Here is a 24,471-nt window from a genome sequence, read left to right as displayed (position 1 = left end):
CCGACACCGGGTGCGCGCCTGTCGTCTCCTCGCTTCCGCCTCCAAGTAACCTGCGAAAACCGTATATGCAATGTAACGAACCGGTGCGTATGAAACAAGTCAGCAATAACCCTAGCCCCAAAATCGGGCATGTCGCCCCATCTTCACTCGGCTGGCTGGCTACTTCTGGCCGGTTTTCCGGCTGGTCAGCGCGATCAGTTCGCCCATGATGCCTCGGCGGAACGTCAGCACGCAGATCACGAAGATGATGCCCGTCACCATCGTCACCGACTCGCCCAGCGCATTGAACCAGCTGATTCCGGTCAGATGGGCCAGGAACGATCCGATGTCGCCCAGCTTGTTTTCCAGCGCGACGACGACGAACGCACCCACGATCGGGCCGGACAGCGTGCCCAGGCCACCCACCAGCGTCATCAGGATCACCGAGCCCGACATCGACCAGTGCACGTCGGTCAGCGTGCCAAAGCCCAGCACCAGCGCCTTGGTGGCACCAGCCAGGCCCGACAGCGCGGCCGAGATGACGAAGGCCAGCAGCTTGAAGCGGTCTACGTCGTAACCGAGCGAAATCGCGCGCGGCTCATTTTCGCGGATCGCCTTCAGGATCTGGCCGAACGGCGAGTGCACGGTGCGCACGATCAGCGCGAATGCCGCCACGATGATGACCAGCGCCACGTAGTACAGCGTCATGTCATCAGACAGCGACAGCACACCGAACAGCTTGCCGCGCGGAATGCCCTGCAGCCCGTCTTCGCCTCCGGTGAACGGCGCCTGCAGACAGACGAAGAACAGCATCTGCGCCAGCGCGAGCGTGATCATGGAGAAGTAGATGCCCTGGCGGCGGATGGCCAGCCAGCCCACCACCAACCCGATCGCCGCGCCGGACAACGTGCCGAACAGCAGGCCCAGTTCCGGCGTCACCCCCCAAACCTTCATCGCATGGCCGGCCGCGTAGCCCGCGCCACCGAAGAACGCTGCATGGCCGAACGACAGCAGGCCCGTGAAGCCGATCAACAGGTTGAACGCGCATGCAAACAGCGCAAAGCACATCACCTTCAGTACGAACACCGGGTACGCACCCGCCAGCGGCGCCACGATCAGGCCCAGCAACAGCAGGCCGTACAGCAATTTCTTTTGCAAGGCCGTTCCTTCCCTGAAACCCTTGGCTTCGACTGCCACGGCAGTCTGTCCAGTCTGTCCGCTCATTACTTTTCCCTCCCGAACAGCCCGGCCGGGCGCAGCATCAGCACGATCACCATGATGAAGAACACCACGGTCGACGATGCTTCCGGATAGAACACCTTGGTCAGACCTTCAACCACCCCGAGGCCAAGGCCCGTGATGATCGAACCCATGATCGAACCCATCCCGCCGATCACCACCACGGCGAACACGATGATGATCAGGTTCTGGCCCATCAGCGGCGACACCTGGATCACCGGCGCCGCCAGCACGCCGGCAAACGCCGCCAGCGCCACGCCAAAGCCGTAGGTCAGCGTCACCATCAACGGCACGTTGACGCCGAACGCCTCCACCATCTTGGGGTTCTCGGTGCCGGCACGCAGGTAGGCGCCCAGCTTGGTCTTCTCGATCACGAACCACGTGGCAAGGCAGACCACCACCGATGCGGCGACCACCCAGGCGCGATAGTTCGGCAGGATCATGAAGCCCAGATCCGTGGCACCTTGCAGCGCGTCGGGCGGCGAGTACGGCAGGCCGGACACGCCATAGATCGAACGCAACACCCCTTCGATCACAAGCGTGATGCCCAGCGTCAGCAGCAGGCCATAGATGTGGTCGAGCTTGTAGATCCAGCGCAGCATCGTCTTCTCGATGATTACGCCAATCACGCCGACGATGATGGGCGACAGCGCGAGCATCACCCAGTAATTGAGTCCGGCGTATTCCATGCCCGCCCAGGCCAGCACGGCCCCGAGCATGAAAAGCGCACCGTGCGCGAAGTTGATCACGTTGAGCAGGCCGAAGATCACGGCCAGCCCCAGGCTCAGCATCGCGTAGAAAGCGCCATTGACCAACCCCAGCAATAGCTGGGACAGCATGGCGGGTAGCGGAATTCCGAAAATATCCATGAGCGTCGAATGCTTGTCTGTATCTCCCCTCTCCCACACGTGAGAGAGAGATTGAGGGAGAGGGTCAGCGGCTCAAATTGAGATCTGTCTCACTGAAACCGCCAGCCCTCTCCCCCTGCCCCTCTCCCGCGCGGCGAGAGAAGGGAGCAAAACAACACGTCTTACTTCTTCAGGACCGGGCACTTCGATTCGGCCACCGTCGTGAACGCCTGGTCGCCCGGGATCGTGGTCACGACCTTCATGTAGTCCCACGGCTTCTTCGAGTCAGCCGGTGCCTTCACCTGCATCAGGTACATGTCGTGCACGAAGCGGCCATCGGCGCGGATCTGACCCTTGCTGTAGAAGTCGTTGATCTTCATCTTCTTCAGCTCGGCCATGACCTTGTCCGGATCGTCGGTCTTGGCGGCTTCCACTGCCTTCAGATAGTTGCTGACGGACGAGTAGTCGGCGGCCTGCAAGCTGCTCGGCATCTTCTTCATCTTGCCGAAGAAGCGGTTCGCGAACTTGCGCGTGTCGTCGTTCATGTCCCAGTACCAGCTGTCGGTCATCAGCAGGCCTTCGGTGTTCTTCAGGCCCAGGCTGTGCACGTCGTTGATGAACATCAGCAGGCCGGCGATCTTCATGTTCTTGGTGATGCCGAATTCCTTGGCGGCCTTGATCGAGTTGATCGTGTCGCCACCGGCATTCGCCAGGCCCAGGATGTCGGCCTTCGACGCCTGTGCCTGCAGCAGGAACGACGAGAAGTCCGACGCCGACAGCGGATGGCGCACCTGGCCCACCACCGTGCCGCCGTTGGCCTTCACCACGGCTGCCGTGTCGCTTTCGAGCGAATGGCCGAAGGCGTAGTCGGCGGTCAGGAAGAACCACTTCTTGCCGCCCTGCTTCACCACGGCGCTGCCCGTGCCCTTGGCCAGGGCCACGGTGTCATAGGCGTAGTGCACCGTGTACGGCGAGCACTCTTCGTTGGTCAGGCGCGCCGTGCCGGCACCGATGTTGATGTAGACGCGCTTCTTTTCCTGCGCGACCTTGTTCATGGCCAGTGCGGTGGCGGAGTTCGTGCCGCCCACCAGCAGGTCAAGCCCTTGCTGGTCCATCCATTCGCGCGCCTTGGAGGCGGCGATGTCGGCCTTGTTCTGGTGATCGGCCGAGACCAGCTCGATCGGCTTGCCCAGCACCTTGCCGCCGTGATCTTCGATAGCCATCTTGATGGCTTCCAGGCCGCCCGGGCCATCGATATCGGCGTACAGACCGGAGAGATCGGTGATGTAGCCGATCTTCACCGTGTCGTTCGACACCTGCGCCGAAGCGCTGCCTGCAAACGCACCAAAGACAGTTGCTGCCACTGCGACAGCCAGCCGAGTCATTTTCATGTTTGTCTCCTGAGTTGCGGCGGCGCGCAACGCCACCCGTTCCTGCCAATCGTTGATGACGATAAATCGTGCGACCCTGGCGCCGGTAAGGCGCGTCGGATCAGACCCCAAGCAGTTCGTTCAGCACCGGCATCTTTGCCTGCAGCTCGTCGGCGGCAAAGCGCTCGACGATCGTGCCGTGCTCCATCACGTAGAAGCGGTCGGCCAGCGGCGCCGCAAAGCGGAAGTTCTGCTCCACCATCACCACGGTGTAGCCCTTCTTCTTGAGCATCAGGATCATGCGCGCCAGCGCTTGCACGATCACCGGCGCCAGCCCTTCGGAAATCTCGTCGAGCAGCAGCAGGTTCGCGCCCGTGCGCAGGATGCGACCCACCGCAAGCATCTGCTGCTCGCCGCCGGAAAGCCGCGTGCCCTGGCTCTGCTTGCGCTCGCGCAGGTTCGGAAACATCTCGTAGATCTCGGCCTCGCTCATGCCCTTGTCCGTGCCCTTCAGCACGGGCGGCAGCAGCAGGTTTTCCTCGCACGACAGCGACGAGAAAATCGCGCGCTCTTCCGGGCAGTAGCCAATACCGTAGTGCGCGATCTTGTGCGTCGGCAGGCCGATAGTCTCGTGACCGTTGACCTTGATCGATCCCTTGCGCGCACCGGTAAGTCCCATGATCGCGCGCATCGTGGTGGTACGGCCGGCGCCATTACGGCCCAGCAGCGTCACCACTTCGCCACGGTTCACGGTCAGATCCACGCCGTGCAGGATGTGCGATTCGCCGTACCACGCGTGCAGGTCCTTGATTTCGAGTGCGGGCGTGTTGGATGCGTTGGTGCTCATCTCAGTGCGCCCCCTGCAGTTCGGCGTCGACGGTACCCATATAGGCTTCCATCACACGCGGGTCCTTCGATACTTCGGCGTACGGGCCTTCGGCCAGAATCGCACCACGCTGCAGCACCGTGATCTTGTCCGCGATCGACGACACCACGTTCATGTTGTGTTCGACCATCAGGATCGTGCGGCCGGCGGAAACCTTCTTGATCAGCTGCGTCACGCGATCCACGTCTTCGTGGCCCATGCCCTGCGTGGGTTCATCCAGCAGCATTAGCTCGGGTTCCATCGCCAGCGTGGTGGCGATCTCCAGCGCGCGCTTGCGGCCGTACGGCAGATTGACGGTGGTGGTCTCGGCGAATTCGGTCAGGCCCACTTGATCGAGCAGGTCCATCGCGCGCGCATCGAGCACGTCCAGCGAATGCTCGCTGCGCCAGAACTGGAATGCGGTACCCAGCTGGCGTTGCAGGCCGATGCGCACGTTCTCGCGCACGGTCAGGTGCGGGAACACGGCCGAAATCTGGAACGACCGGATCACGCCGCGCCGCGCAATCTGTGCGGGCTTTTCGCGCGTGATGTCGATGCCGTTGAATAGGATGGTGCCCGTGGTGGGCTCCAGGAATTTGGTGAGCAGGTTGAAGCAGGTGGTCTTGCCCGCGCCGTTCGGTCCGATCAATGCATGGATCGAGCCGCGACGTACGCGCAGGTTGACGTCGCTCACCGCAGTGAACCCCTTGAATTCCTTCGTGAGGTTCTTCGTTTCCAGGATGATTTCCTGAGTCATAGTCTCCTGCCCGCCCTCTTGCTGCATGCCAGGTTGTGCCCGGCTACTGACAATGGTTCGAACTCCGGCGCTTTGTCGCCATGATTGCCGCGTTATAGGTATTGGGAAATCGGTGCGGCTACCGCGTTGGCCGGTGCGCCAAGTGAAGGTAGCGGCACCGTATACCGGCGACTATTGTGTGCGCCTGCTGCGTCGCAAAACATCGGGGTTTGCACTAGGCTTAATACATTCTCCACGTGACGGCAATGCGATGTGCGAAGCCGCACCGACGTCCGCGGCCAACGGCTTCGCCACGTATCGTGGAAGACCCTTATGCCGATACCGGCGTGATGATTTCGGGGGTATTTGCTGCACCGCTCGCGCGAGCGCGCCGGTCGGCACGAATCATGTCGCTGGCACGCTCCGCGATCATGATCGTCGGCGAGTTCGTATTGCCCGACGTGATCAGCGGCATCACCGACGCATCCACCACGCGCAGCCCGGCGATACCGCGCACACGCAGCCGGTTGTCGACCACCGCATCGGCATCGTCGGCGTCGCCCATGCGGCATGTGCCGACTGGATGGAAGATCGTGGTGCCGATCGCGCCTGCCGCTTCGGCCAGTTGCTCGTCGGTCTGGAACGCCGGACCGGGCAGCCATTCGGCCGGCTGGTACGGCGCCAGCGCCGGCGATGCAACGATGCGCCGCGTGAGCCGGATCGAGTCCGCCGCGACCTTGCGATCTTCGGCGGTGGAAAGATAGTTGGGCGCGATACGTGGCGCACGCCGAAAATCCGCATCCTCGATATGCACGCTGCCGCGCGATGTCGGACGCAGGTTGCACACGCTGGCCGTGAATGCGTTGAAGCTGTGCAGCGGATCGCCAAACTTGTCCAGCGACAACGGCTGCACGTGATACTCGACGTTGGCGCGCGCCTGGCTTTCGTCGCTGCGCGCAAAGGCGCCGAGCTGCGACGGCGCCATGCTCATCGGCCCGCTCTGGTTGAACGCATACTGCAGGCCGATGCCGAGCTTGCCCCACCATTTCGACGCGCGGGTATTGAGCGTGCGCACGCCCTGCACCTTGACCACCGTGCGCAACTGCAGGTGATCCTGCAGATTCTCGCCCACGCCGCGCAGCGCATGGCGCACGCGAATGCCCAGCGCCTGCAGACGCTCGGGCTGACCGATGCCCGACAGCTCCAGCAGTTGCGGTGAATTGATCGCACCGGCGGCAAGAATCACTTCTTCCGTGGCACGTGCTTCCAGTTGCTGCCCGCCACCCAGGTATTGCACACCGGTGCAGCGGCGGCCGTCCGGCGTGTCAAAGACCAGCGCACTGACCTGCGCGCCCGTGACGATGGTCAGGTTGGGCCGATCGGATGCTTTGCGCAGGAACGCCTTGGCCGTATTCCAGCGAATGCCGCGCCGCTGGTTCACCTCGAAATAGCCGACGCCGAAGTTGTCGCCGCGATTGAAATCGTCGGTACGTGGAATGCCGGCCTGTTCGGCGGCTTCGATAAAGCGCTCCAGAATGTCCCAGTGCAGGCGTTGCGCCTCCACGCGCCACTCGCCGCCCGCGCCGTGGAAGGCATTGGCGCCACGGTAATGGTCCTCGCTGCGCTTGAACAGCGGCAGCACGTTGTCCCACCGCCAGCCATCGTCACCGGAAAGGCGCGCCCAGTCGTCGTAATCCTCGCGCTGGCCGCGCATATAGATCATGCCGTTGATCGATGAGCATCCGCCCAGCACCCGGCCTCGCGGATAGCCCAGCGAGCGGCCATTCAGGCCGGCTTCCTCGGCGGTGCGATAGAGCCAGTCAGTACGCGGATTGCCGATGCAGTAGAGATAGCCGACCGGGATATGGATCCAGTGATAGTCATCCTTGCCACCGGCTTCCAGCAACAGCACATTGACATCGGCGTCCTGCGTCAGGCGGTTGGCCAGCACACAGCCGGCCGAACCACCACCCACGATGATGTAGTCGTACGTCTCCATATCCCTTGCATCCTTTGGTTGGCCCTGAGGGCGCGTTTTTTTTCTTGTCGGAATGCCGGGCATCATCGCACGACTTGGCCGCGGTCGTCGTCAGGGCTTTGCCTGAGACTCCAGGTGTCGGCGCAGCCAGTCGGCCAGTGCAGCAAAGACCTCGCCACGCAGTGGCTCGGCTTCATTGAAGATCTCGTGGTAGCCAGTGTCGAACCAGACCATGTCGCGCAAATCCTCGGGTGCGTTGTCGAAGAACGTCCGGCTGCCCTGCGCGTCGACGATGCGGTCGGCGCCGCCCACGAGCATCAGCATCGGCGCTTCCAGCCGCGGGGCGTCGGCCTGCGCCTGCGCCATCCCGCGAATGAACGATTCCAGCACGCTGGCACTGATGGTGCCCTGCACCAGCGGATCGGTGCGGTAGGCACGCGCCACTTCCGGATCATGCGACAGCAGCCGGGCATCGATTGGATTCGGCACACGCACACGCGGCGCCAGCGCCAGCAGCACGCGATGCAGCGTGAGCATGCCGTTGGACAAAGCCAGCGCCAGCGCGGGAGAAGACAGGATCAAGGCACGGATGGGCCGCACACGTGCCGTGGCAAAGCGCGCCGCCACCAGTCCGCCCATGCTGTGACCCAGCACGATCGGCAGCTCGTTCCATTGCCGTACGGCGGCATCGTAAATCTCGGCCAGGTCATCCAGATAACTGTCCGGATTGGGAACCACCATGCGCGGGCCACCGCTGGCGCCATGACCCCGATGATCGTATGCGCGCACGCGCAGCCCCAGCGCGCACAGAGCGGCGGCTACGTGTGGATAGCGCCCGCTGTGCTCGGCCAGCCCGTGCACCAGCAGTACCGTGCCAAGTGGCTCGGGATATCGTTGCGGGTCTGGCAGCCAGGTGCGCAGCAGCAGTTCCGTGCCATCGCGCATGCGCTGGCGCGATTCGGTTGCCGGGGTGCTCGCTTCGGTTGTTCCAGGCATGCTGGTGGCCATCACAGGTTGCTCCATCCCGATCGTCTCCTCGTGGGGACCTGCTTGTTGTTTTGCGACGGTGATGCGGGGTGCTGCCGACGGCGCCCCTCCCTCACGGGAGGGGGAAACACAAATTACCTATGGCATGCCGGACAGTCCGACGCCATATCCGACAGGATCGGACAGTCGGGCCGGTCATCGCCGGTACAGGCCTCCGCCAGTGTGCGCAGCGTGTCGCGCATGGCGGCCAGCTCGGCAATCTTGACCTCCAGATCCGCCACGTGCCTGAGCGTCAGCGCCTTCACATCGGCACTGGCCCGGCCGCGATCATGCCAGAGCGACAGCAGGTTGCGAATCTCGTCGAGCGAGAATCCGAGATTACGGGCGCGCCGGACGAAGCGCAAGGTGTGCACCGCGCGTTCGTCGTAGCGACGATATCCACCCTCGCTACGCGGCGGCGCATCAACCAGGCCGATCGACTCGTAGTGCCGGATCATTTTTGCGGACACGCCCGAGGCTTCCGCCGCTTCACCGATATTCATTGCGTCTCCTTTGTACCCAGCGGATGCCAGCGGCGCAGCAACAACGCATTGGCCACCACGCTGACGCTGGAGAACGCCATCGCCGCACCCGCCACGACCGGATTGAGCAGGCCGGCCACCGCCAGCGGAATGCCGATCACGTTGTAAATGAATGCCCAGAACAGGTTCTGGCGAATCTTGCGCACCGTCCGTTGCGAAACCGACAACGCATCGGCCACCAGCGCGGGATCGCCCCGCATCAACGTGATGCCGGCCGCATGCATGGCCACGTCGGTACCGGTGGACATGGCGATGCCGACGTCCGCGGCGGCCAGCGCGGGCGCATCATTGATACCGTCGCCAACCATCGCCACCACGGCTTCTCCATTGCGGCGCAGCTCGGTCACGCGCGCCGCCTTGTCTTGCGGCAGCACTTCGGCCTGTACGTCATCGAGCCCAAGCAGGCTGGCCACCTGTGCGGCGGCGCCGGCGTTGTCGCCCGTCAGCATCACGGTTCGGATGCCCGCCTGGCGCAGTCGAGCGATGGCGGCAGCCGCGCCGGGCTTCAGCGCGTCGCCGAATGCCACCAGACCAAGCACCGCCTGCCGGGCAGGATCGATCAGCCACGAGACGGTACGCCCTTCCTTGCGCAGGCGTTCCGCCTCGGCCTGCAACGGCCCCGCGTCCGCGTTCAACGATGCACGCAAGCCCTCGCTGCCCAGTTGCAGCGCCTGGCCGGCCACCACACCGGCAATGCCACGGCCCGGCAACGCGCGTACATCGCTGGCGATGGGCGCTGCGACACCGCGCTCGCCGGCAAGCGCCACCACCGCGCGTGCCAGCGGATGCTCGCTGCCTGACTGCAACGCCGCCAGCCTGGCCAGCAAGGCGGCCTCGTCGCCGTCGGCCGCGTGCAACGCCACGACCTCGGGTTTGCCGACGGTCAGCGTACCTGTCTTGTCGAAGGCCACCACCGAAACGCGATGCGCCACTTCGAGCGCCTCGGCATCCTTGATCAGAATGCCCGCGCGCGCGCCGGCACCGGTGCCCGCCATGATCGCGGTCGGCGTGGCCAGACCCAGCGCACATGGGCAGGCAATCACCAGCACGGCCACGGCGTTGAGCAGCGCCTGGCTCCAATCGCCGGCAATGAAACCCCAGCCGAGCACCGTGGCCAGCGCAATGCCCAGCACCACGGGCACAAACACCGCGCTGACCTGATCGACCATGCGCTGAATCGGCGCCTTGGCGGCCTGCGCGTGTTCGACCATGCGGATGATCCTGGCCAGGACAGTTTCCGCGCCCACCGCCACGGTGCGCGCCACCAGCAGACCTTCGAAGTTGATGGCGCCACCGGTCAGCCGGTCACCCGGCTGCTTCGGTACCGGCACCGATTCGCCAGTCAGCATCGATTCATCGGCGTGGCTGTTGCCCTCCACGACTTCGGCGTCGACTGGAATCCGCTCGCCAGGCCGTACCACCACTTCGTCGCCCACGCGCACTTCGGCCAGTGCCACGGTCACTTCCACGCCATCGCGGCGAACCCGCGCGGTATCGGGCCGCAGCGCCGCGAGTGCGCGGATCGCGTCGGCGGTCTGGCGCTTGGCACGGACTTCGAGCCATTTGCCGAGTCGCACCAGCGTAATGACGACGGCCGCGCTCTCGAAATAGAGATGCGGCATCGCCTCGTGATCCTGGAACAGTTGCCAGACGGACAGCGCGTAGGCGGCCGAAGTGCCAAGCGCCACCAGCAGGTCCATGTTGCCGGCGCCCGCTCGCACGGCCTTGTAGCCGGCCTTGTAGAAACGCCAGCCAAATACGAACTGCACCGGCGTGGCCAGCAGCCATTGCAGCCAGCCCGGCAGCATCAGGTGCACGCCGAACCATTGCAGCACCATCGGTGCCACCAGCGGCAGCGACAGCACGGCGGAAATCACCACGGGCCAGGGACCCGACCAGAAATCCACTCGGCCTTCGCCCGTACCCGGTGCTGCGGCTACCGCATCGATAACCGGCCTGGCGCCATACCCGGCGCGCGTCACGGCTTCGGCAAGGACGGCGGCATCGGCCGTGCCGCGCAGCACGGTCACGGTGGCGCGCTCGGTGGCCAGATTCACCTGGGCTTCCTGCACGCCGGGCACGGCACGTAGCGCGCGTTCGACCCGGCCGACGCACGAGGCACAGGTCATGTCGGCGATATCCAGCTCGATCTCGTCGCGCGGCACATCGTAGCCAGCGTCGGCCACGGCCTGGGCCGCGGCGGCCAGTGCCGCGCCGTTATCGGCATGGAGCGAGGCCTGCTCGGTGGCAAGGTTGACGGCCACATCGTGCACGCCGGGCACCTTGGCCAGCGCGGTTTCCACGCGGCGCACGCACGAGGCGCAGGTCATGCCCTCCACGGGCAGGCGCCATTCGGCCGCGCTCGCGGCAGGATTCAAAGTGGAAGCAGGGGTCGACATGGAAAGGCTCGGCAATGCGCACGGAGCGCGATGAATGCACTGTGGACCTTACCATCATTGGAAGGTCAAGGTCTTTCCCGCGTCACCCTTACGGGCTTGCGCTTCCCACGGTGGGAAGGTTCATACTCCAGTCCGAAGTCGATATTCTCCAAACACTCAGAAGGAGTCACACCATGATCCAGTTCCAGGTCGAAGGCATGTCCTGCAACCATTGTGTCGGCGCGATCACCCGCGCGGTGCAGGCCGTCGACCCCGCCGCGAAGGTGGCGGCGGATGTGCCGGCGCAGTCGGTCAAGGTTGAGTCGGGCGCGGATCGCCAGGCCTTGCAGCAAGCGATCGAGGGCGCCGGTTATCCGGTGAAGTCGGCAGCCTGACTGGCACCCGCCGCAATGACAAAGGGCACCCAAGGGTGCCCTTTTCGCATCTGGTCCGGTCAGGGATCAGAACTTGTAGCCGACGTTCAGGAAGGTCACAACCGGATCGATCTTGATCTTGGTATGCGACTCGACCTTGGCGCCATTGGCCAGCGTGGTCGTGAAATGCGCCGTGCTGGACATCGGCACGTACGACACCGAGAAGCCGACAAACCACTTTTCGGTGATGGCGTAGTTGGCGCCAACGTTGAACACCGGGTTCCACGACGAGCTTGCGGTGGCGGTCATGGTCGAACCCGGACCGAACTCGCGCTGCACGAACGTCTGGTTCGTGACGGTCTCGCCGGTGAACCAGGTGTAGTTCACGCCGATACCGACGTACGGACGGAACTTGGTCTTGGCGTCGAAGAAGTGCCACTTGGCCACGATGGCCGGGCTCCACTGACGCACTTCACCAAGCTTGCCGTACTGCGAGTAGCCGCGTTCGCCGCTGACACCGTGCTTCGGCGGGATGCCCAGCACGAATTCGGCGGAGATATTGTCGGTAAAGAAGTGCGCGAACGTCAGGCCAGCGGTGTCGGCCGTATCGATCGAAGCGCCAGTGTTCGGGCGCTGCACGCCAGCCGGCCGGCCTGCGATCGAGTCGATCGTCAGGAATTGCGAATCGCCGGTGGGCATCACACGCATCCAGCCCAGACTCACCAAGTTGCTGCCCGCGGACTGCGCCTGCGCGGCGCCAGCCAGTGCCAAGGCGGCACCCGCCATCAGCATCTTTTTATAGATCTTTGTCATTGTTCCTCTAACTCCGTCCTCTTTTCTTCTGAATACAGCCACTGCTGGCGGCAATTATCCTGCGTGGCTTGCGCAGACTGTTTCAAACTCGGGACGCGATGATAGAAGAAATGCCCTAAAGACAGGGTTAACCCAAAAGACGGACACTTATTTAGCCGTTTTTGCATGCAAACCGACGCGCCAGCGCAACGGTTCGGTTTCACTAATGAAAAACCACTCGTAGTGAGTGGTTTTATCGCTCCATAGGCGAGGGTCAAACAAGTGTTCGGAAACCGCCGGGAGGCCGTTCCCGCGTCACTTGCGGCTGGCCAGGATGCATGCGGCAAGATCCCACAGCGCGTATCCCACGCTCTTGAACACGAGCGGGCTGCCCGTGCGCGTGCGCAGTGCATCGGCCTGAAGGATCGCTGTCTGGAACGGTTGCACCGTGTTCCAGTCGATGCCGGCCTGCAGCAGGTCTCCCGCTTCGTCCTCGATGCCGAACAGCGTGTCCGCCAGCAGCCGGCCCTGTGCCGACGCCACCTGGCAGAGCCGTGGCGGCAGTTCGCACATGTCCGGGCGGAAGGCGCCCACGGCGGCCACGAAGTGCCGGTCAGTCCAGAGACCGCTGTCGAGATCGGGCAGTACCGGCGCCCGGCTCGACGTCACGGTGACGACCATTGACACGCGCGGCAGCACGGCGGCCACGTCGTCGATAACCTCGGCCTCCACGCCCAGGCCACGCGCATGAACTGCCAGGGCCTCGGCCTTGTCCCGCGTGCGCGACTGCAGCCAGACCTTGCGTACCGGCAGGCCGGCGACGAATGCGTCCAGATGGGTTTGCGCCTGCACGCCGGCGCCGACGATCAGCAATTCCCCGTCAATCACCGGTGCGAATGATTGCGCCGCCAGCAACGACACCGCCGCGGTGCGGCGTCCGGTGACGGTCGGGCCGTCGAGCATGGCAACCCGCTCGCCGGTGTGCGCATCGGCCACCAGTACTTCGCCAAGGATATTGGGCAGGCCGCGCTGCGGATTGTCCGGATGCACCGTGATGTTCTTGGTCATCACCACGTCGCGGTTGCAGGCCGGCATGACCAGCAGTGTGCCCTGCCCCCGCGCGGCGTCGCCTACCGGCAAAGCGATACGCGGCGGCGCCAGCGCGGTGCCGTCGCGCAGTTCGCCCAGCATCGACGCAATGGCCTGGGCGAGTTCGGGGTAAGGCAGGCGGGCCGCCGTGGCGGCAGCGTCGAGGGCAAGCATCGGAGCGGTCATCGGGGTCGGGCGTGCGCGGATCAAAGGCGCCATTGTCGCCCAGCCCGCGCCTTGCCTCGAATTCCGATCAGCGCGACACCAGTTGCATCATCGGCTCGGCATAGCGCGTACCCGCTGCTGCGCCAAGCGGGAACACGGCATCGATATCGGCCAGGTCCCTCGTCGAGAGCGCAACCGATAGCGCGCCAAGGTTGTCGTCGAGGTTTGCGATGCGCCGCGTACCCGGAATCGGCACCACGTGTTCCCCGCGCGCCAGAACCCACGCCAGTGCCAATTGCGCCGGCGTGCAGCCCTTGGCCGTGGCCAGGTCACGCACGGCATCCACCAGTTCCAGGTTGCGTGCGAAGTTCTCGCCCTGAAAACGTGGATTCGAGCGGCGATAGTCGTCGGCCTCGAAATCGTCCGGCGTGCGGATGGCGCCGGTCAGAAAGCCTCGCCCCAGCGGACTGTATGGCACAAAGCCGATTCCCAGGCGCTCGCAGGTCGCCAGGATGCCGTTTTCGTCCACATCGCGCGTCCAAAGCGAATACTCGGTCTGCAACGCCGTAACCGGGTGGACGGCATGCGCCCGTTCGATCGTGCCAATGCCCGCCTCGGACAGCCCGATCCAGCGCACTTTGCCGGCCTTGACCAGCTCGGACATGGCACCCACGGTTTCCTCGATCGGCGTGTCGGGGTCCACGCGGTGCTGGTAGTACAGGTCGATATGGTCCACGCCCAGCCGCTTCAGGCTGGCATCGCAGGCGGCGCGCACATACTCCGGCCGGCCATTGGTGCCGCGCGCCTTGGCATTCGACGGGTCGCGCACCATGCCGAACTTGGTGGCCAGCACAACTTTGTCACGCCGGCCCGCCAACGCGCGGCCCACCAGTTCCTCGTTGGTGTGCGGCCCATACATATCTGCCGTATCGATAAAGTTAATGCCTTTATCGATCGCGTGATGAATAGTACGAATAGATTCGGCATCGTCATGGGCACCGTAGAACTCGCTCATGCCCATGCAGCCCAGGCCCAGGGGAAACACTTCAGGGCCAACCTGGCCCAGCTTGCGCATTACCGTCATCGGGACACTCCTTGTAGGTTCACAACACGGTCGGCGGCCCGACCGGATGTGCGCCAGTATCCCGATCTCACGCGGCAAGAAACAGCGTGCTACGCTGCACGCATCATGAAGCCCGACTTCACAATCGATCCCGATTCGCTGCCCGCCTTGGCGGCGTTCACGCGCGTGGCGCAACTGGGTGGATTTACCGCTGCCGCTTCCGCACTGGGCGTCAGCCCGTCAGCCATCTCGCAAACGGTGCGCCATCTCGAAGACCGGCTTGGCGTGCGGCTGCTGCAACGCACCACGCGGCGTGTCGGACTGACGGAAGCGGGCGCCGCCCTGCTGGCACGGGTTGCGCCGGCGTTCGCGGAAATCCACGCCGCGACCGACGACGTGCGCCAGCAGCGCGACGTCCCGGTCGGGACGCTGCGACTCACCAGTTCGCACTCGGCCGTGGTCATCGCGTTGCGGCCGATCCTGACGGACTTCATGCGGGCGTACCCGTCGATCTGCGTGGACCTGGTTACCGATGACCGCTTCATCGACCTGATCGCCGAAGGTTTCGATGCCGGCCTGCGCCTGGGCGAAGCGTTGCAGCAGGACATGGTCGCCATCCCGGTGACCGGCCCGCTGCGCCTGGTGGTGGCCGCGTCGCCTGACTATCTCGCGTCGCATGGCACGCCACAGACGCCGCACGACCTGCATCGCCACGCCTGTCTGCAATATCGTTTCGGGCCGATGGGTTCAGTGTACCGCTGGGAATTCGCGCACGCGGAAGGCCGGCCGTTCACCGTCGATACTCACGCGGCGCTGATTGCCAACGACAAGACCATGCTGCATCAGGCAGCACTGGCCGGCCTGGGCCTGGTCTACGAATTTCCGCACCATATTGCCGAAGCGCTGGCCTCGGGCGCGCTGGTCACCGTGCTCGACGAATGGACGCCGCCGTTCTCGGGCTTCTATCTCTACTATCCAAGCCGCGCCCTGATGCCGCCGAAGCTGCGCGTATTTGTCGACTTCCTGAAGGCGCGCGAGCTGCCACGGTCACCGCGCTGACACCTTCTGCGTCCGCGCTTCGCGCAGCGTGGCGCCGCGCACCTCGATGCCGATCTCGTGCACGACCTTGCCGCCGGCATCCACAAGCTGCACGCGATGGCGCCCAGGCCACGGCAGCCAGCCCACCTGACCACCACGGCCCAGCGGCTTGCCGTCCATGCGCCAGCTCACGGCGCTGGCCGTCTGCCCCGTCAAGCCATCGGCGTGAAACCAGACGCGCTGCGCCGCTGGCGGAATGTCGGGGTCGAGTGCGAAGATCGTGCCATCGGCCGGACTGGCGATCGCCGGCGTGCCCTGCGTCTTGCCCGGCTTGCCAACGCCGACGCGCTGCATGGCCGTGCCCGAAAGAAACACTTCTTCCCGCGCTGGCTCAAGGTCATCCTCGAACGTGAGTGCCACGCGCGTGACACCTGCCGGCGCCGAGGGCACACGGCTCGGCGTGCCGCGATGCAAGGCTTCCATGACCTCGTGCCACACGGGCGCCGCGCCCGATACACCCGACACGTCGTGCATGCTCGCGCCGCTGGCGTTACCGACCCACACGCCAACCGTGTAGCGCTCCGACCAGCCCACGCACCAGTTGTCACGCATGTCCTTGCTGGTGCCGGTCTTCACCGCCGTCCAGAAGCGGGTGGTCAGAGGGCTATCGAGACCGAAGGTGCGGGCGCGCGCGTGGCGATCCGACAGCACATCGCCGATCACGTACGTGGCTGGCGTCGACATCACGGCGCGCGATGCCGGTGCCGGAGCACCCATCGTCATGCGCGGCGGCGCATAGGCGCCCGCATTGGCAAAACTGCGATAAGCGTTGGTCAGAGACAGCAGCGACACATCGGCACTGCCCAGCGCGAGGCTGTACCCGTAGTAGTCGCCCGATTGCGTCAACGGCAGTCCCAGCGACACGAGGCGCCGATGAAACCGGTGCGGCGTCACCATCACCAGCGTACGCACGGCAGGCACGTTCAGCGACGATCCCAACGCAGCGCGCAGGCTGACCCAGCCTGCATAGCGATGATCGTAATTCTGCGGAATGTAGAGACCGCCACCGGTCGGCAGGTTCACGGGGCGGTCGTCTAACAGCGAAGCGGCGGTCAGCCGCCGTTCCTCGATCGCCTGTGCATAGAGGAACGGTTTCAACGTCGATCCAGCCTGGCGCAGCGCCGCCGCGTGATCGACCTGTGCCGCCGATGACAGCGCACCCGACGAGCCGACATAGGCCAGCACGTCGCCCGTAACGTTGTCGATGACCACTACGGCGCCATCCTCGACATTGCGGCCGGACAACTCGCGCAGATGGCGATCGAGACTGTCGGCAGCCACGCGCTGCAGCTCGGCATCGAGCGTCGACTCGATACGCGCCGGCAGCACCTTGCCCGCGGGCGTCGTGGCACGCGCCTGCGATACCAGCAAGCGTGCCAGGTGCGGTGCGAGGTTCGCGTCGCGGCGCGCGTTCATGCTATCGCCAGCCGCCGTCGAAGACTTTGCCAGCACCAGCGTCGTGAAGCCGTCGAGTCCGTCGCATTCACGCGGTTGCTTCATCTCGCGCAGGATGCCGCACGCGCGGCGGGACACCTGCATCGGTGCGGCATTGGGACTACGCACCAGTGCCACGGCCACCGCCGACTCGCGCGCATCGAGACCGCTCGGCACCTTACCGAACAGCGTCTGCGACATCGCCGACAAACCGACCAGCTCGCCACGATATGGCACGAGGTTCAGATACGCTTCGAGTATCTGCTCCTTGCTCCAGCCGCGTTCCAGCGAGGATGCACTGACCACCTGTCCCACTTTCTGTCCGAAACTGCGGCCACGGTTCGCGCGCAGATCATCGTCGAGCAGGCCCGCCAGTTGCATCGTCAAGGTGGATGCGCCGCGCGTGCGCGTATTCCAGAGATTGGCCCAGGCTGCCGCCGCCACACCCTGCCAATCCACACCGCTGTGCGCATAGAAGCGTTTGTCCTCGGACAGCACGATGGCGGTGCGCAGCGCGGGTGACGTGTCGGCCAGCGTCACCCAGTCTCCGCGCCGCGCCTGAAAATCATCACGCACGCGCGCCACGGTCTGGCCGTGCCGATCCGTCACGACGATATCGGCACTGCGCCAGTTGTCGCGGACTTCCCGGAATGCGGGCACAGCCTGCGCCACCGCCGCGGACAGCAGCAGCACGCTTGCCAACGCCCATGCACTTCGCTTCATCTCACACTCCGCCCTGCGTCACTCGCCGCGTCCCGCCACCACGCCGCCCACCAGCAGCACCTGCGCAATCGCGTATGTCCACCAGATGCCGAGCTGATACGTATCGAACGGCGACAGGAATCTCGCCATGCCGATCATCGCATCGGACATCACAAAGCACAGCGCGCCAACCGCCGCCAGCGGCGTAGGCAGCCGCGCCAGCAACGCCGCGCAGGCCATTGCCGCCAGCACGCCGATGTAGGCCGTGACGGGCCACATCAACTGCCCGAGATTCGGCCAGAATCGTCCCAGCAACGCACCCGCCGCGCCGAGCACTAGCCCGCATCCAACCAGCCGGTGGGCACGTATGTCGCCACCCAGCGGCACGAACAGCCGAAGGTAGGCCAGGTGTGCCATCAGGAACGCGCCAAGCCCGCCGATGAACGATATCTTCAGGCCAGGCATCGCCAGCAGAAAATCACCGAGGCCCGAGAACACCAATGCGGTCACGAGCCAGCGTCTTTCACTCTTCGGACGATGGAACCACGCGGCCCGCGCCAGCAGCAACGCCATCGCCGTCTTCCAGACCGGCTGGTACGCGATCTGACCAGTCAGCGGCGTGCCGGCCGGCACCTCCAGCGACACCTGCAATAGCAGCACACCATAGGTGACGCCGGCCAATGCACCGGCAAACCACCATTCACGCACGCGTGGGGGCATCCGCATGCCAATCCATTTCACTTGGCGGCCCCCACTGCGAGCTTGGCATTGGGCACCTCGCCGAACACATCCGGGGCGTACATCGCCTCGACGCGCGTCGGCGGCAATGCGAATTCGCCGGCGTTATTCAGGCGCACGGTGTACTCCACCGCCAGGCTGCCCTTGGGCACATAGCCGAAGTACTCACGGTACGCCTCAGGGGTGCGCTCGACGAAATCGGACCACGCCGACTTCTGATCCCGCGTGGCGATCACCGAATCACGGCCCAGGCCACTGCCCAGGATCGTCGCGCCGGTCGGCACCGGATCGCTGACCACAACCCACGTCATGTCGGCCTGCGCATCGATGTCGAGCTTCACGCGATAGGTGTCGCCGCGCGACCACTTGCCCGCCACTGCCTGCTCCACGGGTATCACGGTACGGCGGATGCGATACCCCGCGGCCACCGGTTCGCGCAGCGGCACCGCAGCCAGCGCGCGTACCGTCGCCCAGGGGCGGCCCGTGCCAGCTTGGTCCACCTGCAGCGTGGCCGGTGCACTGGCCGACGACGCGGGCCACGGCAGGTCCACCATGCCGCTTGCCACGCCATCCTTCTGCGTGGCCTTCGACCAGTCGAACGCGCGCGACACGTCGCCCAGCGATGCACGGGCCGTGCCCGCGACAGGCGTCTTCTCGTAGACCTGCGCATAGCGGCGAATCGCCATCACGCCCCAGGCGTTGGCCGTGGTCGTCGACCATGCGCCGCGCGTCTGACGGCCAAGCAGGCCGGTCACGAGTTGCGGCACGTCTTCCTTCCACGCAGGCAATTGCGATGCGAGCGACAGCAGCTTCGCCGCATTGACGTCGCCACCGGACATCAACCACCACCAGTTGTCGGCGCGCTCGGTGGAGAACACCAGGCGCGTGCCCTGCACGGTCAGACGGCTGCGCAACAGTTGCGTGGCATCGGCGATGCGCTTGTCGCGCTCGGGAACGTCCTGCACGCGAGACAGGATGCCCAGCCAGTCGATCAGCGCGGACGTCGGCCACTGATCGGGCAGGATCTGGATCGAACCCAGCATGCGTGACTGGGCCTTTCCGGCGCGAGACAGCGCCTCGATGGCCGCCAGCTTGCGGACATCGAGATCCATCGTCGCCGACGACGGCGCCCAGCGCGGCGGCGAGATGCGGCCTTCGACGAACGCAATCAGCCCACGCTCCATCTGCTCGCGTTGCGCGTCGGGAATGCGCATCGGCAGGCCCGCGCGCGACGCTTCATCCGAAATCGCCAGCAGATAGGCCGTAAGTACCTCACTGCCGCTCTGACTGTCGCTGCGCAACGGGAAGTACGAGGCCAGCCCGTTCGTATCGAGGTACGACGGTAGCTGCGCCATCAGCGCATCCCATGCAGCGGCATCGCCCAGGCCGAGCGATTTCGACGAGCGCTGCTCAAGACAGCTGAACGGATAGTTGCGGAACCACTCGCGCACGCCAGGCATGCCGCCGGCAAGCGACGATTGCAGCGATACCTGCATGCCGCCGCGCAGCTTGCCCGAAGGGTCGGCCAACGCACCGGCGGGCGCCTGCACCGGCACCGACATATTCGGCGTCAGTTGCGCAAGCATGGCCTGCTGCACGGTCACGGGCACGGCCGGCACGATCTGCTGCGATACCTTCAACTTGTCGCTGGCACCACCCGTACCCTTTTCCGCCGCGCCAACTTCCCACATCACGGTGCCGCTACGGCTGTATGCCAGCAGCGCGGGCGCGGTGATGTCCCAGCCGATCTCGCGCGCCTCGCCCGCGGGAATCTGGACGGTCTGCGCGGGCAGCGTCTGCGCATCGACCAGTGTCGCGCGCGCCGTGGCTTCCACGGTCATCGCGCGCTGTGTGGTATTGCGCAGCGTGAACATCGCGCGGTACTTGTCGTCCTCGCGCACCAGCAGCGGCAGGCCCGAGATCATCTGCAGGTCCTGCGTTGCCGCGATCGTGGCGCTGCCACTGCCAAAGCGGTTCACGCCAAGGTCCGCCACGGCGACGATGCGGAAGCTCGTCAGCGAATCGTTGAGCGGCACGTCGAGCGTGGCCTTGCCTTCGCCATCGAGCTGCACACGCGGGTTCCACAGCAGCAACGTATCGAACAGTTCACGGGTGGGACTCTTGCCGCCGCCACCGCCCGCCGGTACGGCCTTGCGGCCATAGTGGCGGCGTCCGATGATTTCCATCTGCGCTGTCGATGTCTCCACGCCATAGCTGCGCTGCCGCACCATCGCATCGAGCAGGTTCCAGCTCGTGTTCGGCATCAGCTCCAGCAATGCCTGGTCGACGGCAGCCAGCGCCACCTCGCCATTGGCCGCGGGCTTGCCATCGGGCAGCTTCACCTGCACCGTCACGCGCGCCTTGCCGCGTACCGTGTAGGTGGCCTTGTCGGGAGTCACGGAAACGTCGAGCTTGTAGGCGTCGTTGCCCACGCGGATCTGCGCCAGGCCCAGACGGAATGCCGGCTTGGACAGGTCCACCAGCGGCGACGGCGCCACGTATTCGCGGCCCTCGCTGCGGAACGCGTGCCACCAGTCCAGCGGCTGGCGCCAGCCCCACTGGAAGAACGAGTACCACGGCACCTCGCGCAAGCGTCCCCGCACGCTCAGCACCGATACGTAGACGTTCGGCCCCCATTCGGGCTTGATCTTGAGCTTGATCGTCGGATCGCTGCCGTTGAGCTCGATGACCTGCGTATCGAGAATGCCTTCACGTTCCACGGACACCAGCGCCGTGGCGCGGCGGAATGGCATGCGCACCTGGAACACAGCGGTATCGCCGGCCGCATACGCCTTCTTTTCGGGGAGCACGTCCATGCGGTCGTGATTCTCGCCACCGAACCACAGCTCGCCCTGACGCGTCACCCACACCGTGGTGGCGGCCTGCGCCACACGGCCATCGGCATCGCGCGCATTGGCCACCAGTTCCACTTCACCGGCTTGCGTCAGTTCCACCTCGCAACGCGCGCGGCCCTGCGCATCGGTGCGCGCATCGCACACCACGCCCAGGTCTTTCGTTTCGCTGCGGTTGTCATAGCGATAGAAGCCACCCACCACGCGCTTGCGCGCCGACGTAGTGATGCGCGCCCGCGCCTTGATCTGCACCGGCGATTCCGCCACCGGCTTGCCCTGTGTGTCGAGCACGATGGCTTGCACCGCAAGCTTCTGGCTCACCGATACCCAGTTGGCGGCACGAATGCCGACGACCACGGCCGATGGCCACAGCGGCACGGTCTGACGCAGTGTCTGGATTTCGCCATTCGGGTCGGCAAAGCCTGCTTCCAGCACCAGGTCACGCGGCGCGTCGACCTTCGGCAGGTTCTTCACCGTCAGCTTGCCGTTGCCATCCTTGTCCAGCGTGAGCGGCAGCTTGTCCGCGACGAGTTTTTCGGATTCGTCGCGCGAGCTTTCCTGATCTTCCTCCTCGTCTCCACCGCTGCTGCTTTGCTGCTGCGCACGCGGCGGATTGAACGAGAACTCATCGTAGTCCGCAAAGTTCACGTACTTGTTACGCATCAGCGCCGACAACCGCACTGGCAGGCCCGCGGCACCACCACCGTTGAGGTAGTGGATCTCCACACCGACCGGCACTTCCGCCGGCGCTACCAGCGCATTGCCCTTGGCCTTGGGATCCTTGGCGACTGACAACGTCCCAGACAGCACGGGTAGCCGGAACGCTTCGACCCGGAAGCTGCCGCTATCGAGCGTGCGGTCGTTGTCATAGACCAGTGCGACGTCATAGACACCGAGCTTGGCCGAAGGCGGCACCTGGAACACGTTTTCCGCACTGCGTCCGCCTGTGGCCGTGCTACGCCACGCGAGCGGCAATTCGTACTTCTGACCGCTGCCCTCGTGAGTGATAAGCAGCTTCGCCGGCATGGCCTGCGGCAAGGCAAAGCCCAGCGCGGTCTCATTGCGGATCAGATGCTTCATCGACACCGTTTCGCCAGCGCGCAGCAGCGTGCGATCGAACACGGTATGCGCGCGCACGGTCTGCGTGGGACTCAGATCCGTGGGGACGTTGAAGCGCCACGTCTCGATGCCGCGATTCCAGTCCGACATCACAAAGGCCATGTCGGCCTTGCCACGCGCCTGCGGATGCTCCGCTGCGATACGGGCCGACACGAAGTAGCCGTCCATGCCGTTCGCGCAGTCCTTGTAGCGGCGGTCGGGCAGCTTCGCAAAGCGCACCACGCCAGTGGCATCGGTGGTGCCCTGCCCCAGCAATTCACCTTCGCAGCTACGCACGGCCACCTTGGCGTTGGCCACGGGCTTGCCGTCATCGAGCGTGGTCACCCAGGCCAGGCCACTCATGTCGCCGTCGGCCTCGCCACGCGCGAGCTTGAAATGCACGCCGAGGTTGGTCACCAACGCCGCGGTACGCACATACATCGGCGCCTTCTTGCCCAGCAGCGCTTCACCGAGCATTGGCGAGGCGATCTCCACCACGTGGAAGCCCGGCTCGGGCAGCGGAATGCCGACCACTTCGAAGGGACGCGGCGTGGTGTCGGAAGACTTGGGGATGGCAAGCTTGCTCGCACCCGTCACACCGTTGAGCAGCGATACCGACCGCGTTTCGATGGATGGCGCGTTGCGCGGGCTTTGCACGCTGTAGGGCGCCTGGCCAGCACGGATCGCGGCGATCTGCTCCCTGGTCCACGAGTTTTCGTGCATGCGCTTGATCATGCCGAACCAGCGCAGAATCGCGCCGTCGTCATCAACCTTGAGTCGCGCCACGGTGCCTGCCTCGGCACGCACGGCCAGCGCCGGCAGGTCGGCTTCCACGTTGCGCAGCGTCACGGGCAGCAGCGGCGGATAGTCGTTCGGCGACTTTCCACGCGGCACGTCGGCAAAGCGCTCGACCACGCCAAACGGCGCGGCGGCGAACTTGGCCAGCGGCGGTAGCGATGCAGTGGTCAGCTTGATCGGAAACAGGTCGGCATTGCTGAGAGCGCGGCCGCTTTCGTCCTTGAGGTCCTTCGGTGCCTCGATCGTCAGGCTCGCTTTTTCGGGGAACGGACCCTTGAACGTGACGCTCGACACCGGTGCGTCGGCGGCGTCGTCGGGATCGAAAGCCGGTGACTGTTTGCCGGTCGGCGTTTTCAGCACGATCTGCGCGGCCGCCTTGCGCGCGATTGGCGCGGTGAACGTGACGGTCATCGGACGCAGCGGCGTGCACGGCGCCTCCGCCCGCTCGCGCTCGCACGTGAAGCCGGCGGCAAACGGTTCGCGCACCTGGAAGTCGAAACGGCGTGCCGCCGTCGTGGCCAGGCCCGTGGGCGTTGCAATGCCGGCGTCCAGCACCAGTTGCATGCGCGCTCCGGCAGGCAGGCGCTGCTGGCAGGCCAGCAGGTGCACGGCGTCGGCGTCGCGCTTGACCACTTCCTTCCAGTGCAGCGCCTCGATGACGCCGTCGCGCTCCTTGCCCGTGAGCAGGCGCACCGGAATGCGCTCGCCCAGTCCCTCGGCCTGACACCATGAATGGGCGCGGATCGATCCGGCTGTTGCCGCGCCATTGAAACGCAGCGCAAAGACCTGGTCTTCCTCGATTTCGCCGCCGGACGGGCGCGCCGAGATGACGATCGGCCCGCCTGTTTCGAACCGGTACTCGTTCTTGCCCGCGTAGGCCTTGCCGGCCACGCTCTTGAGTCCGGGGAATATCTGTACCGCGCAGCGCACGCCGGGCGGCAGATCGCGCTCGAAGTCGTAGACCCAGTTGGTGGCATTGACCCAGCGGCCGCTGCCGCCGACGCCACCGCCGGTGCACGACACCGTGGCCGGCGCCTGAGCCTTGAGGTCGCCCATCGGCACCATCGGCTCGTCGAATCGAATCGCCACCTGGCGAACCTGTGGATTCACCCCTTCGGGTGAAAAGCGCGTGATCTGCGCGGCCGTGGCGGCCGGTGCCCATGTCAACGCGCTGAATACTAGACCTGCGGCGACAGCCGTGGCTGCCGTGGCGATCCTCCCGATCATGCTTCCCTCTCTCGGAAATGGCTCCGCGCGAGCGTGACATGCGCGGATGGCAAGCGCAAGCCTCTGCACATTTCGGAAGG

General features: G+C 65.1%; 17 protein-coding genes. 2 read left to right on the top strand and 15 right to left on the bottom strand.

All coding sequences use genetic code 11. The features are described from left to right. Positions 1 to 159: 159 nt before the first annotated feature. From AC3FLX_RS14290 to AC3FLX_RS14250, 9 genes are all read right to left on the bottom strand, one after another. The gene (locus AC3FLX_RS14290) at positions 160 to 1,203 is read right to left on the bottom strand and encodes a branched-chain amino acid ABC transporter permease (RefSeq protein ID WP_488697526.1); all 1,044 of its coding nucleotides are present in this window, start codon (positions 1,201 to 1,203) and stop codon (positions 160 to 162) included. Then, positions 1,203 to 2,087: a branched-chain amino acid ABC transporter permease gene (locus AC3FLX_RS14285; protein ID WP_488697524.1), complete on the bottom strand. Its 885-nt coding sequence runs from the start codon at positions 2,085 to 2,087 to the stop codon at positions 1,203 to 1,205. The genes AC3FLX_RS14290 and AC3FLX_RS14285 overlap by 1 nt, the downstream gene beginning before the upstream one ends. Positions 2,088 to 2,248: 161 nt before the next feature. Beyond that, on the bottom strand, positions 2,249 to 3,457 hold the full coding sequence (locus AC3FLX_RS14280) for an ABC transporter substrate-binding protein (RefSeq protein ID WP_488697523.1): 1,209 nt from the start codon (positions 3,455 to 3,457) through the stop codon (positions 2,249 to 2,251). A 100-nt stretch (positions 3,458 to 3,557) separates the two neighbouring features. Then, entirely contained in the window at positions 3,558 to 4,283 is a 726-nt protein-coding gene (locus AC3FLX_RS14275; RefSeq protein ID WP_488697521.1) for an ABC transporter ATP-binding protein, read from the bottom strand. A 1-nt stretch (position 4,284) separates the two neighbouring features. Then, positions 4,285 to 5,058 carry an ABC transporter ATP-binding protein gene (locus AC3FLX_RS14270; RefSeq protein WP_488697519.1) on the bottom strand — a complete coding sequence of 258 codons (774 nt, stop codon included), beginning with the start codon at positions 5,056 to 5,058 and terminating at the stop codon, positions 4,285 to 4,287. Between the two features lie 310 nt (positions 5,059 to 5,368). Next, positions 5,369 to 7,036, bottom strand: a complete 1,668-nt coding sequence (locus AC3FLX_RS14265) for a GMC family oxidoreductase (RefSeq protein ID WP_488697518.1) — start codon at positions 7,034 to 7,036, stop codon at positions 5,369 to 5,371. A 90-nt stretch (positions 7,037 to 7,126) separates the two neighbouring features. Then, positions 7,127 to 8,038, bottom strand: a complete 912-nt coding sequence (locus tag AC3FLX_RS14260) for an alpha/beta hydrolase (protein WP_488697516.1) — start codon at positions 8,036 to 8,038, stop codon at positions 7,127 to 7,129. A gap of 98 nt (positions 8,039 to 8,136) precedes the next feature. Further along, on the bottom strand, positions 8,137 to 8,544 hold the full coding sequence (gene cueR, locus AC3FLX_RS14255) for a Cu(I)-responsive transcriptional regulator (RefSeq protein ID WP_488697514.1): 408 nt from the start codon (positions 8,542 to 8,544) through the stop codon (positions 8,137 to 8,139). After that, complete coding sequence (locus tag AC3FLX_RS14250; RefSeq protein WP_488697513.1) at positions 8,541 to 10,982, bottom strand: heavy metal translocating P-type ATPase; 2,442 nt, start codon at positions 10,980 to 10,982, stop codon at positions 8,541 to 8,543. Before AC3FLX_RS14250 ends, cueR begins: the two co-directional genes overlap by 4 nt. Before the next feature lie 173 nt (positions 10,983 to 11,155). On the opposite strand from AC3FLX_RS14250, the gene AC3FLX_RS14245 reads away from it, so the two are divergent. Further along, positions 11,156 to 11,356: a heavy-metal-associated domain-containing protein gene (locus AC3FLX_RS14245; protein WP_488697511.1), complete on the top strand. Its 201-nt coding sequence runs from the start codon at positions 11,156 to 11,158 to the stop codon at positions 11,354 to 11,356. A gap of 66 nt (positions 11,357 to 11,422) precedes the next feature. Here the strand turns inward: AC3FLX_RS14245 and AC3FLX_RS14240 are convergent, their stop codons facing one another. The 3 genes from AC3FLX_RS14240 to AC3FLX_RS14230 form a co-directional block, all read right to left on the bottom strand. After that, the gene (locus tag AC3FLX_RS14240) at positions 11,423 to 12,148 is read right to left on the bottom strand and encodes an OmpW/AlkL family protein (protein ID WP_488697510.1); all 726 of its coding nucleotides are present in this window, start codon (positions 12,146 to 12,148) and stop codon (positions 11,423 to 11,425) included. Positions 12,149 to 12,442: 294 nt separating this feature from the next. Next, on the bottom strand, positions 12,443 to 13,390 hold the full coding sequence (locus AC3FLX_RS14235; protein ID WP_488697508.1) for a delta(1)-pyrroline-2-carboxylate reductase family protein: 948 nt from the start codon (positions 13,388 to 13,390) through the stop codon (positions 12,443 to 12,445). A gap of 79 nt (positions 13,391 to 13,469) precedes the next feature. Then, positions 13,470 to 14,465, bottom strand: coding sequence for an aldo/keto reductase (locus tag AC3FLX_RS14230; protein ID WP_488697506.1), 996 nt, complete (start codon positions 14,463 to 14,465; stop codon positions 13,470 to 13,472). A gap of 105 nt (positions 14,466 to 14,570) precedes the next feature. On the opposite strand from AC3FLX_RS14230, the gene AC3FLX_RS14225 reads away from it, so the two are divergent. Further along, the gene (locus tag AC3FLX_RS14225) at positions 14,571 to 15,503 is read left to right on the top strand and encodes a LysR family transcriptional regulator (RefSeq protein WP_488697505.1); all 933 of its coding nucleotides are present in this window, start codon (positions 14,571 to 14,573) and stop codon (positions 15,501 to 15,503) included. On the opposite strand, the gene pbpC is transcribed toward AC3FLX_RS14225, so the two are convergent. The 3 genes from pbpC to AC3FLX_RS14210 are packed head-to-tail and all read right to left on the bottom strand — an operon-like array spanning position 15,492 to position 24,391. Then, positions 15,492 to 17,699, bottom strand: coding sequence for a penicillin-binding protein 1C (gene pbpC / locus AC3FLX_RS14220; RefSeq protein ID WP_488697503.1), 2,208 nt, complete (start codon positions 17,697 to 17,699; stop codon positions 15,492 to 15,494). The two genes, AC3FLX_RS14225 and pbpC, sit on opposite strands and share 12 nt — an antisense overlap. Before the next feature lie 18 nt (positions 17,700 to 17,717). Continuing rightward, positions 17,718 to 18,404, bottom strand: coding sequence for a lysoplasmalogenase (locus AC3FLX_RS14215; RefSeq protein WP_488697501.1), 687 nt, complete (start codon positions 18,402 to 18,404; stop codon positions 17,718 to 17,720). A gap of 11 nt (positions 18,405 to 18,415) precedes the next feature. Next, a complete protein-coding gene (locus AC3FLX_RS14210) occupies positions 18,416 to 24,391 on the bottom strand; it encodes an alpha-2-macroglobulin family protein (RefSeq protein ID WP_488697499.1) in 5,976 nt (1,991 codons plus the stop codon). Between the last annotated feature and the right edge of the window lie 80 nt (positions 24,392 to 24,471).

Source organism: Cupriavidus sp. 291-E7 (assembly GCF_057798835.1).
The sequence above is the reverse complement of the archived record's forward strand: the minus strand, read 5'-3'. Positions and strand labels throughout refer to the sequence as shown.